6 protein-coding genes are annotated in these 12,623 nt (G+C 31.4%); 3 read left to right on the top strand and 3 right to left on the bottom strand.

Annotation, left to right across the window (positions count from 1 at the left end; translation table 11 throughout):
- Nucleotides 1-1,826 precede the first annotated feature (1,826 nt).
- From FH779_RS06905 to FH779_RS06895, 3 genes are read left to right on the top strand one after another with little or no spacing between them, the layout of a single operon-like run.
- Nucleotides 1,827-2,048, top strand: a complete 222-nt coding sequence (locus FH779_RS06905; protein WP_180906518.1) for a hypothetical protein — start codon at nt 1,827-1,829, stop codon at nt 2,046-2,048.
- Nucleotides 2,049-2,096: 48 nt separating this feature from the next.
- On the top strand, nt 2,097-3,605 hold the full coding sequence (locus FH779_RS06900) for a DoxX family protein (RefSeq protein ID WP_180906517.1): 1,509 nt from the start codon (nt 2,097-2,099) through the stop codon (nt 3,603-3,605).
- Nucleotides 3,606-3,636: 31 nt separating this feature from the next.
- A complete protein-coding gene (locus FH779_RS06895; protein ID WP_180906516.1) occupies nt 3,637-3,912 on the top strand; it encodes a DUF6520 family protein in 276 nt (91 codons plus the stop codon).
- 47 nt (nt 3,913-3,959) lie between these two features.
- Here the strand turns inward: FH779_RS06895 and FH779_RS06890 are convergent, their stop codons facing one another.
- The 3 genes from FH779_RS06890 to FH779_RS06880 all read right to left on the bottom strand — a co-directional run bounded on the left by FH779_RS06890 (nt 3,960) and on the right by FH779_RS06880 (nt 10,744).
- Entirely contained in the window at nt 3,960-6,296 is a 2,337-nt protein-coding gene (locus FH779_RS06890) for an alpha/beta hydrolase family protein (protein ID WP_180906515.1), read from the bottom strand.
- 70 nt (nt 6,297-6,366) lie between these two features.
- The gene (locus tag FH779_RS06885; RefSeq protein ID WP_180906514.1) at nt 6,367-7,746 is read right to left on the bottom strand and encodes a RagB/SusD family nutrient uptake outer membrane protein; all 1,380 of its coding nucleotides are present in this window, start codon (nt 7,744-7,746) and stop codon (nt 6,367-6,369) included.
- Between the two features lie 4 nt (nt 7,747-7,750).
- Nucleotides 7,751-10,744, bottom strand: coding sequence for a SusC/RagA family TonB-linked outer membrane protein (locus FH779_RS06880; RefSeq protein ID WP_244958038.1), 2,994 nt, complete (start codon nt 10,742-10,744; stop codon nt 7,751-7,753).
- Between the last annotated feature and the right edge of the window lie 1,879 nt (nt 10,745-12,623).

Genomic DNA, 12,623 nt, shown 5'->3' with positions numbered 1-12,623 from the left:
CGTAAATCGTTTATTAAGTACTTAATCGTTTAAAAGTGTATAATTTATAAATTATACATCCTTTTTATATAATATACTTGTTGTATTCTTTGTTGATCTATAAATTTCTCTAGTTTTGAATGTCTTTGAGCATATAAGTCTAATCGATTATTTCAAAGAAACTTAAATGATGAATAAAAAAGAGAGGTCATACTTCTCTTTTTTATTGCCTACACTTTACTGCCACTCTACTGCCACTATGTTGCCTTCATCTTGCCTTGATGTTGGGAGTAAGTGGTAAGCGATAAGTGGTAAGCAAAATTTTGAAGTAAAGTTTGTTTGTTTTTTCTTACGGTTTACGGTCTATGCTTAACGTTTTACGCTTTTTTTATTAATAATCAAATCTGTTTGGACAACGGATTTTGTCATTCTGAGCTTGTCTCAGAATCGCATCATATATTTTTGATTTCGACTACGCTCAATCAGTACAGCTCCACTCAATCAACTAACCTCATTTCTACACTCCCCTAACCCCTCTCAAGAGGGAAATTATTTCAATCATTATCCCCTTGAGGGGACTATAGGGGTGTTTTTTTATTACGTTATATGGTCTATGCTGAACGTTTTACGTGTTTTGTCATTCTGAGCGTGTCGAAGAATCTTTCTGTCACTTTGAGACTGTATAGTTGTTAACTGAAACATAGTGATCTACTAACTCTGTTTAATAGGTTTATCTTCTCGATTGCTCTTTTATTTTCCACACCCAGTTCTATGTATCTATGTGGTGAATATTCTTTTCTGTCATTCTTGCTTGTCGAAGAATCTCTTCTTTTCATTTTTATTCATGAGTTACTAATTGTTTTTAAATGAATTCATATACCCTTCGGGGAAGTCTTGACACAAAAACGAAACAAAAAAGTCAAGTCTTTGATTTTCGACGGTCAAAATAAGTTTCAGCCATTGAATGTTTTAAATCATTTGCTACGCAAACAGTAAAACATTTTAATCATGCCTCTCAACTTTTTGACACTCGCCTCCAAATCATATGACGTTTTTTTTAATTCGTTTTCTAATTCAAACTCAGTTTTGGAAACGGATTTTGTCATTCTGAGCTTGTCTCAGAATCGCATTCAATTTGCTGTTCTTAAGCTAGCAGATTCCTCATCAGTTCACACTACTTCGGAATGACAACTGGGTTTTGTCATTCGTTATTTATCGTCTAAGTCTTCGATACAACGTTTTGCAAACGTCACTCTGACTGACGATAATAAGAAGCTGAACTGAATTCAGCTTGACAATTTGGTTTTTTATTTAAAAACAATTTGATTGATGTCATTCTAAGCCTGCCAAAGAATCTCTTCTTTTCATTTTTTAAGCGCAAAAAACATTTGAAATTAAAAGGAGAAGCCATAGTATGGCTTAGGTATTCCTTTTCTTTAATGTCACTTTTTTATGAGCAAAAAAGTAATCAAAAAACTCTTGGCTGTAAATCTCTCTACTAAAAATGATCTCATTTCACTAAAGATTTTAAAAACCCTACGGGCTAAAACCTTTTTAACGTTACATTCAACCATTTTTTTAACGTGAGAGTTTTAATGCCGGATTTATAATTCGTTGTCTAATTCAAATTCGTTGTCATTTCGATTCTAAATCGTCGGACTTTTAGTTCCTTTTTCAATATTCAAATTCATTTTTTAACCACAAATAATTTACCATTTGGAATGTATGAATTTATAAATGTGACAGAGGTTTTATGTTTTTGACGTGTTAGTATACCTCCTATTTTTTGAGGCACAAGTAATTTCGTTTCAAACTTTTAAAAACGACACACTATGAAATTTATTTATTTGATTACACTTGTATGTTTTGCATACATTGGATGTGTAGAGGATGAAAATCTTCCACTAATTGATTCTTCGACGGATACTCATTCTTCTCTTATGAAAAACTCAACGGATAGTATTCCAACTAACTCTACTATTTCTTCTAAAAATGATCCTCCTCGTGATAAGGATCCTTATGTGAAACGACAAGATGATGAAGAAAATGATGAAGTTGACGAAAACTAATGTTAGATGTTAGAAAGTTATTTTTTTATGAATTAAAACTACTAAAAGATGAGAAAAATTGCACCGTTTCTAAGAACTCTCATCTGCTACCTGTTTATTGTTTTGTTTATTTATGCAGCTGTGAGTAAACTGATGGATTTTGAGAATTTTCAAATTCAATTGGCACAATCACCATTACTAAGTGCATACGCAGGATTTATTTCTTACGCCGTAATTATTGTGGAAATTCTAATTGTATTATTGCTTTGTATCAAGCGAACACAACAAATTGGGTTGTATGCTTCTTATGGTTTAATGCTTGCGTTCACTGTTTATATCTATCTGATTATTAATTACAGTGATTTTGTCCCATGTTCTTGTGGCGGAATTCTAGAAAAACTTGGATGGACAGAACATTTGATTTTCAATCTAGTATTTGTTGGATTAGCTGTAATTGCCATTTACATGGGTAGAACAGCTATTTATCAAAAAACTAAACGAAAACTATTTGTTACTTTCTTTGCTATTTCGATTGTTTCAATTGGAAGTGTCATTCTTTTATTTCTTACATCTGAACACATTATCAAACAAGAAAATAATTTTACCAGAAGGTATTTACAACATCCAATTATCGAAGAAAAAGCGATTGATCTAGGCGCTAATTCCTATTATTTTACAGGATATGAAAATAATACGTTGTATTTAGGAAATTATACTGCTCCACTTGTTTTAACGAGTGTTGATACCAATACAGATCAAATCGTTTCCAAAAAGATTGATTTGGACTATAAAGATCATCCTTTTAAATCCATTATGATGCGTGTCAAAAATGGTAGCTTTTATTTGTACGACGGAACAGTTCCTGTTATTTACAAAGGAAAATTAACCAATTTACATGCAGAAACCATCAGTTTAAATGATGCTTTTTTCAATCAATTGGTTGTGATTGATTCTATCAAATTTGCTATTCGTACTCAAAGTAGCACAACTAATACGCAGATTTTAGGAAAGCTGAATTTAAACAAACAGCCAAAAATAGAATTGATTTCAACTATACTCGAAAAACAAATTGATGGTGTTTTTGATACAGATGGTTTATTAGTTTCTGATTCATATACAAATGATTTGGTTTATACTTATTACTACCGCAATCAATTTATTGTTATGGATCAAGCGTTACACATCAAACACAAATTAAATACGATTGATACTACTTATCAAGCAAAGATTGAAGTAAGCCATCTATCGGATGGAAAAAATAAAATGAGCGCTCCTCCACTTTTAGTGAATAAAAAAATGGTTGCACATCGACATCTCTTGTTTAATATCTCTAAGCTAATGGGGAAATTTGAATCCCAAAAACAGTGGAAACAAGTGGATGTAATTGATGTGTACCGAACAGATCGCAGACATTATATCGGAAGTTTTACTGTACAACATCGCGAAGAAAACAAACTTTCTGATTTTTTAGTGACTGATTCTCATTTTTATGCACTAATTGGAAATGAATTGATTGTTTATAAACTAAAGCCGGCTATAACCGATCAATTTAAAACAGGAAAAGCCGAAAACCTGTAAAAAAGTAGGCAAAACCAAAATTTACATTAAAATGAAAAATTTAAAGCAAATTATTTTACCAGCTGTCATTGTATTAATGGGGACTGGTGCTGCTTTCGCTACAAATCAGGCGAAGAAAGCTGGATGGAATCCTGGAGATCCGATTTATCGTATCGATCAAGAACAGCCATGTACATTGGTTGAAGATTTTGAATGTAGCAATGTTATAGGTAATTTATGTACTTACCAGCCAGGTGTACATCTTTACGGAATGGATGAAATTTCGGGAACAGCTTGTAATGTTCAATTATTTGAAAAAACAAATTAATAATTTATAAAAGGAGACAGCTTTTACAGCTGTCTCTTATTTTTAATTCATTCTATTTCAGTGTTTTTTAAATAAAAATCAAACCACTTTATAATTCTCTGATTTAAATCTTTTGCCTTTGATGGATTCATAATCACATGCTTTTCATTCGGGTACAATAACAACTTTCCTTCTTTTTTTAAAAGTCTCATTGCCAAATACATGCTAACACTTTGTTCCCAATTTACATGATAATCTTCTTTTCCAGTCCATATTAATACAGGTGTATGTAGGTTTTCTAATTGAAGTAAAGGAGACTGTTTTAAATAATTTTCTTTAGAATCATAAAACATTGAACTCATTTTAAAAAACTCATCCTCAAATCTCCAAAATTGTGTTTTTGATTTATTCCAATCCATCGAAAAGTACCAATTTACAATATCAGAAACACCTGAGCCACTAACAGCGGCTTTAAACATATTCGTACGATTTACGATATAATTTACCTCAAAACCACCATAAGAATGGCCTATTAATCCTATTTTATCTCTATCAATATTCGCTTCTTTTAATGCTTGATTGGTTGCCTCAACTGTACATTGTAGTGCTGATTCGCCTGGTTGATCTAAATCGACTATTATATCTGGTAGTAAAACAAAATAGCCTTGTGATGTATAAAAATCAGTATTAAAACCATTAGCTGAGCTTACTTCTGGCAATTGAAAATCATTCACTAAATGTGATTGTTTTTGGTAGATATGGACAATCATCGGATAATATTTGGTTGTATCATAATCAAACGGATAATACAATATTGCTTTTACTGATTTCCCATTTATAATAGATTTTATTTCTTGAAAACGACGTTTTTGAACAATTGAATTAACTGCTTCAACCCGAATGGTTGCTTTATTCTTCTCATCTATTTGAACAATACGAGGAGATTTTAAATAACCTTGCTCTATTACATACAAATTCTTATTTTTTAACGAAACTTTCTTAACATCTTGCGATGTGTTATAAATTTCATTAAATCGATCACAACATTTATAAATTTTGTACTGATTATTTTCGTTTAAAGATTGTAAATAAATGATTTCATCTACTTGATTTTTAGCTTTATTTCTAGTTATTAAAAACGTAAAAGTACCCGTTTGTTTTGTAGATTCAATTAATTGTTTCAGCTTTTTTGTATGAAGATTATATTCCCATATCCCTTCTTTAGCTGTTAAAAAAACACGTGAATTATCATAAAATTTAGCTGGCTGAAAAGCTTCATTTTTAAAATAATCATCAACGGAGAAACCAGCTTTTATTGAAGTGGTCAAACTTTTCTTTTTGTCTTCTAATACATCATATATCCACCAATTATTTTCTTTGAAATAGATAAATTTATTATGATCAGAAAGTATTAATTTATTTCTGTTGTAATCGTCAAAATCTTCAACTATTAACTTTTGATTCATTGTTTCTAGATCCATTAACTTAACATCAACATGATCCCGTAAATGGCGATAACTTCTGTATCTATTCTTGTCGAATAAAAGTAGATATTGCGTTCCTAAAAATTCGTAATTGACATCTGATAGAGCTATTTTATGATTAATATGACCATCATTCAATCTCACAAAGATCAATTCTTTTTGACTCTTCGGTTTTTGAATAATAATTTGATCATCAGAGGTATCCCAAATTTCTACTTCTTCTGATTTTTTTAGGGTATAATCAGATTGAAATGTATTTTCTAAAATGAGTAAATTATTGTCTTCATTAATAATCTTAAGATTTATACTCTTATTTAAGTCATGAAGTAATTTAACCTTTGTCCCATTACTTTTTACATAAAATAAATCTTCTCCTTCTTGTTTAATGTAGTCATATTGATTGAATTCATTCCATCTTAATGACTGGTACTTAACACCATCTATTTGAAAAAGAAGATTAATATTTTTATTCAATTCATACACATCAATGGTATGATTCGTTTTTTCAATTACTAATTTATCATTTTCCCATTTGTAATCTATTACATCAATAAACTTTATTTCATTTTCTAATTCTCCATTATTTATTGTATTAATGTAAAGCGTATTAGCTTCTTTTTTCGCTACAAAAAATTGCTTATTAGAAGTTTCAATCATTTTCTTATAATGCGGAATTGTTTTTTTATTTTGACTTTGGATGTTATATAGTACAAGACCTTCATTTTTTTCATCATATAAAAAATACTTATCACTCAACCAATGATAGTTCATTATTCTTCCAAGTCGTATTTCATCTGTTTTTTTATTATTTTTCAAGTAATAGACAGGCAATTCATGGTTTTTATTTTTAGTAAATAATATATTTTCATTGTTTGCATCTACAAATTCAACGGTATAAAATTGATTAAAATAAGTTTCCAATGAATCTAATTTCTGTTGTTGACCAGAAATATAAATTGAAATTAAACAGATATAAAAGCTTAATATAAATCTAATAGCCATCATTTTGGGGTTTTAAATTATTATTCAATAAAATCTCCTTTTCTGGTAAAGGCAATTTTTCCATAAATGGTTTCCAAGTTGGTATACTATTTTGTAATTCATTTAATCGATTCCATCGTTTCAAATCAAAAAAACGATGTCCATATTCTGTAAATAGTTCATGTTTATATTCATCTAAAATAGCTTGCTCTAATTCATGTTGAGATAAATTGGAAAGCATAGGTAAATTGGCTCTTTTACGAATGAGGTTTAAATCATTTTCAGTTTCTCTAAAATTGGAAAGCTGAAAATTAGCTTCTGCACGTATCAAATACAATTCAGCCAAACGAAGCACAACACTATTCTCTACATTCATTGTTGACGAAGCATTGGGCGCTTTGTATTTGTATGGTTGATACCAAGTACCCTGATTGTTATTTAATTTCTTTATCCAAATTTCTTTTCTTTGATCTCCCTTCTCGAAAGAGTTGACGAAAGTGGGTTTTAAACTTACAAAAGCTGGTGGTAGAGCATTTAACATAAAAACATCTGCTTCTAATGAATTTCCAGTTGCTAAATGAGGCGAAAAATGCCAAATAACAGACGAACTTATTTTTAAAAACTCTTTATTAAGGTCTTGTTCTAGTGTAATTCCATTAGTCTGAATAACATCATTTGCATGCTGTTTGGCTTTTTCCCATTGTTTGGTTTGTGCATAGTATTTAGCTTTTAAAGTTTTTAACGATGTAAGATTTAACCGTGTTTTAGATGTGTTTTTCGTTCCTTTCAAAAACAATTCTTCTGCTGTTAAATAATCTCGCTCTATTCTTTCATAGATTTCCTTTTCTGGTGTTTTATGAACAAGTTTATTTTGCAAATAATCTGTCGTTGTGATGTATGGGATTTCGCCAAACAATTGAGTCAAATACATGTGCAACATTCCACGCATTGTATAGGCTTCTGCTAATACTGTTTGTTTGTATTGATTTTCTAATAATGTACTTTTTTCTACCCCCTCTATCAATGCATTTAATCGATATATTTGATTATAACTTGTGTTCCAGCTAGTCAACACCAATTCATTTCGAGTGGATAGCGTGTGTTCATAAAACTCTTTTTGACCAAGTAAATTGATGGAATATAAGTCGAGTTCATCTGTGTATAACCCCAATAAATACGTCATACCAGAATTATTACCAGTTAATAATCCGTTATCTCTTAAGCTTGCATAGATATTTAACAATGCAGCATCTGTCGTTTTTTTATCTTCAAATACTTCTGTGCTTACAAGTTGTGTATTTGGTGTATCAAGATCTAAGAAGTTATCGCAACTTGTCAAAAGAATTAAAGCGATTAATCCTTGTTTTAAGTGTATAAAAATTGATTTCATAATGTTAAAAGTTTAATTGTAATCCAAGTGTATATTCTTTCAGAGGTGGCAAATACCCTGATAAAACAAATTCGGGATCAGCACCAAAATAATTGGTTAGCGTCCATAAATTTTGTCCGTTGAGAAACAATTTTAGAGAAGAAGTGTTTGCAATTTTAAATTGATAGGAAATGGAAATATTCTTTAAACGGATATAAGAACCATCACTTACCGATTGATCACTTTGTTTAAAATTATTATAGGCTTGCGAAGCGAGCGTTTGGCTTCCAGTACTGTATCTTTGATACTTGGCTGATGGATTATTCGGTGAATAAGTATCTAGAAATTCAATCGGTTGATTGGTTAAACTTCCTGGAATGAAACTCTGAGCGATATAATTGATACTATTTTGTTTCACGAATTGAAACAGTACATCAAGTCCAACTTTTTTATATTGCACTTGATTTGACCATCCTCCAAACCATTTTACACCCACATTTTTAATAACCTGCTTATCTTCAGTATTTATTTTTCCGTCTTGATTAAAATCTTTGAATGTATGTAATCCAGTTATTGGATCTATACCTGTCCATTCGTATAATTTTTTAATTGTAATGGGTTCACCAATAACATAAGTATTGGCATAAGTAGAACCTTCTAAATCGGGAAATGACACTAATTTATTTTGTGGAAATGATAGATTCAAGGCTGTTTTCCATTGAATAGCGTTTTGCAATGGTTTTGCTGAAAGTTCAATTTCAATTCCTTTGTTCTCTACTTTTGCAGGTAAATTAGATTGAATGGATGAAAAACCTGTTGTTCCTGGTAAAGGGATTCCGACCAATTGATTTCCAGATACATTTCTATACCATGCAAGCGAAAATCCTATTCTATCCCTAAAAAAAGATAAGTCAAGAGCGAATTCTAATTTCTTATTTTTTTCCCAACTAAAATTAGGATTGTACAAACTATTTGGTTCTAAACCTGTAACCTGATCGTACGTTCTTGCCTTTGTAATATAGGTATCCAAGTATTGATAATCACCAATCAAATCATTACCTGTAATCCCATAACTACCTCTTATTTTTCCGAAACTTAACCAAGATGATTCGTTGAGAAAGTTTTCTTTTGAAAAAATCCATGCTGCTCCAATTGCACCAAAATTCCCATATTTAAAATTTTGTCCAAAACGACTTGATCCATCACGACGACCAGTTAAGTTTATAAAGTATTTGGATTGGTAGTTATATCCAAATCTACCGTAAACAGATTGATAGGTGTAATCTATGATAGGTTGTGCACTAATTGTTTTTACACTAGCAGAAGATAAATCGTTTAACAATGAGTTACTCAAAAAATTAGAAGCCGAAATTCCTAATCCATTTGTTTGTCTGTGTTGAAATGTTAATCCAACAAGATTTGTAAAGTGGTGTTGATTTATACTTTTATTGTACTCTAATCGTGGTTCTATGTTATACGACATAACTTTCTGATCGTATCGTAATACGTTAGATCGTTCACTCCCATAATTATAATTTGGGTTGTATATCGTAGATGGACTTACCCGATTTTCTATTGATTGACTATAATAAATCCCTATATTATTCACTAAACTTAATCCTTCAATTAATTGAATTGAATTCAAAATAGCATGATTCATCATATCACCATTACTAGTATAATAACCTCTGAGTGAAGCTAATGGATTTACAAACGTATTGTTTTGCCAATTCAGTTCACCTTGTTCATTGTATAAATTTGGAGCATTCGGGGCTAGGCTTATAACACTTGAAAACAAATCGGTAGAAGGTAATTTATTGACAGATCGACTTAAATTACCTTTATATCCAATAGAAAATCGTTGATTAGGAGAAGTGTAATTTAAACTTATTAAAGCAGTAGTCTTTTTTAATCGAAATGGTTCTGGATAAACAGTAGTTGCTTCAAAATGTCCCATACTCATTAAAAATTGAAATTGATCTGAGGCTGCGTTTATACTTAATTGGTTATTGTTTTTAGAAGAAATATACCCTACTAATTCGTTGAACCAATTGGTTGACGAATTTTCATCCCAACTTCCATTTATATCATAGGCATTGGCTGGATAAGTTTTAATTCCATCGTTTTCAAATGCTTTTCTTCTCATTGCTAAATAATCAGACGTATTCATTAATCTTAATCGATTCATTACTTTACCAACTGTGTAATCTGAATTATACGCAATATTTAGTTTTCCACTTTTTCCTTTTTTAGTTGTTATCAGTACTACTCCATTGGCTCCACGCGAGCCATAAATAGCAGTAGCATCGGCATCTTTTAAGATTTCTATACTTTCTATTTCTTTTGGATTCAGAAAATTAAGAGGATTAGATTCCCCATAAGGTAGAATACCAGACGACAGCCCTACACTTGTTATATTTCCACTTCCAAAAGGTACACCATCTACAATATAAAGTGGTTCGTTCCCTTCTCGTCTTAGACTATTTCGTCCACGTATTTGAATGTCATAACCTCCACCTGCATTTCCAGAGTTTTGTACAATACTCACTCCAGCCATACGTCCTTGTATGGCAGAAAGTACATTATTCACAGGCTGATTCTCTATTTCTTTTGCTGTAACACGTGCTATAGAACCCGTTCGTTCTTTGTCTTTTACGGAGTAATACCCTGCATTTATCACCACATCTTTCAGCTGAATCCCCTCCTCGTCTTTTGTGAAACGTACATTTATCACGCTTCTATTCAATACTTCTTCTTCTCGAATAGGGAAATCCAATTGCTCAAAAATTAGTTTAGCATCATCATGTTGTAAAGTCAACGAGTAGTTTCCATTACTATCGGTAAAAGTGGAATTATCGGTTCCCTCCTCTTTTACCATTACGCCCACCAGCGGGACTTGAAGTTCTTTTACCGTTCCAGTCACGGTTTTTCCTGTTTGTGCCAGCAATGGTGCTGCACAAAACAATCCCAATAATACAGCAAATGACTGCCTACTGAGTTTGAAGTAAAATTTTTTCATAATTTTACATAAGTTTTTTAATTCAACATTAGTTTTAAAAGCCTCTCCTTTTCCTGTACATCGCGCCAACTTTGTTTTAGGGAAAGGGGTTTTTTGTTATGTTTTACGTTCTACGCATAACGTTTTACATTTTTATTTTTATTATATTCAAATTCACTTTAATACGGTCACTGAGCACTCGAAGTGCAGAATCTTTCTATCACTTTTTTGAGAGCAAAAAAGTAATCAAAAAACTCTTGTCTTTGATTCTCGACGGTCAAAATAAGTTTCAGCCATTGAATGTTTTAAATCATTTGCTACGCAAACAGTAAAACATTTTAACCATTCTCTTCAACTTTTTGACACTCGCCTCCAAATCATATGACATTTTTCTAATCCTTTTTTTTAATTCAAATTCATTGTCATTTTTAAAAACGGATTTTGTCATTCTGAACTCGTTTCAGAACCGCATCCTTTACTTTTTTAACCACAATAGAAGCATAGGTTTTTGTTATGTTTTACGTTCTACATTTTACAGATTTTGTCATTCTGAGCCTGTCGAAGAATCTCTTCTTTTTCACTTTTTTAGAGATTGTATAGTTCAGTAAACCGAAACATAGCGATCTCCTTACTCTGTTTAATAGATTTATCTTCTCTACAGCTCTTTATTTTTCTACATCCAGTTCTATGTATCTATGTGGTGAATATTCTTTTCTGCCATTCTAAACATGGGCACTGAGGCACTCGAAGTGCAGAAACTTTCTATCTCTTTTTCTTCTAACTTTTACCTTAATGCAAAAGTTACAAAACATCAAGTCTTTGATTTTCGACGGTCAAAATAAGTTTCAGCCATTCAATGTTTTAAATCATTTGCTCCGCAAACAGTAAAACATTTTAATCATGACTTTCAACTTTTTGACACTCGCCTCCAAATCATATGACGTTTTATTAATCCTTTTTCAATATTCAAATTCGTTATCACTTTTAATACGGTCACTGAACCTCGGTTGCTGAACCTGTCGAAGCATCGAAGTATACAATCTATTTTCGCGCGCACGCGCCTGTTTATCCTATATTCCTCCTAAAAATATCCCCCTCCGACAGTTTTAAAAATTACATTAATAAATGAAAAAAATTAACACTAATTACTTTATGAAGATCATTTATACTCTTTGTGTTGTCTTCGGGGGATAGAGTGTGAATCTGTTTACTCTTTCATAATTTTACATTAGTTTTAAAAGCCACTCCTTTTCCTGTACATCGCGCCAACTTTGATTTTGGGAAAGGGTTTTTTGTTTTTACGGTTTATGTGATACGCTTAACGTTTTACGTGTTTTTCTTTCTTGCTGTCACATTGAGTGATTTTCGTTTCATAGAAAAAGAAAATAGTATCGAAATGTCTTTTCTTTATTTATCATTTTTTTCTTCAAACTTTTACCTTAATGCAAAAGTTACAAAACATCAAGTCTTTGATTTTCGACGGTCAAAATTAGTTTCAGTCATTCAATATTTTAAATCATTTGCTACGCAAACAGTAAAATATTTTAACCATTTACTTCAACTTTTTGACACTCGCCTCCAAATCATATGACGTTTTCTTCATCCTTTTTTCTAATTCAAATTCGTTCTCATTTTAAAACGGATTTTGTCATTCTGGGCTCGTCTCAGAATCGCATCTTATATATTTGATTTCGAATCAGCTCAATCAGCTCCTTTCTAACATCTAATTAGTACATTTTACTTAATACATACTACATCTTAACAACCCCTTCCGATACACGAACCTCGAACAAACCATACGGAACGCATATAAAATGGATACAGAATGGATACAGCGCGGATACACAACCGATACAGAAAAGTGTCATTTTTGATATACACCGATACAGGATTTTAACAC

The organism is Empedobacter falsenii (assembly GCF_013488205.1).
Lineage (GTDB): Bacteria > Bacteroidota > Bacteroidia > Flavobacteriales > Weeksellaceae > Empedobacter > Empedobacter falsenii_C.
The sequence above is the reverse complement of the archived record's forward strand: the minus strand, read 5'-3'. Positions and strand labels throughout refer to the sequence as shown.

Bases quoted from the DNA above. Each gene is read 5' to 3' on its own strand.
- FH779_RS06900 (WP_180906517.1), top strand. From the start codon at position 2,097: ATGAGAAAAATTGCACCGTTTCTAAGAACTCTCATCTGCTACCTGTTT.
- FH779_RS06895 (WP_180906516.1), top strand. From the start codon at position 3,637: ATGAAAAATTTAAAGCAAATTATTTTACCAGCTGTCATTGTATTAATG.
- FH779_RS06885 (WP_180906514.1), bottom strand. From the start codon at position 7,746: ATGAAATCAATTTTTATACACTTAAAACAAGGATTAATCGCTTTAATT.
- FH779_RS06880 (WP_244958038.1), bottom strand. From the start codon at position 10,744: ATGAAAAAATTTTACTTCAAACTCAGTAGGCAGTCATTTGCTGTATTA.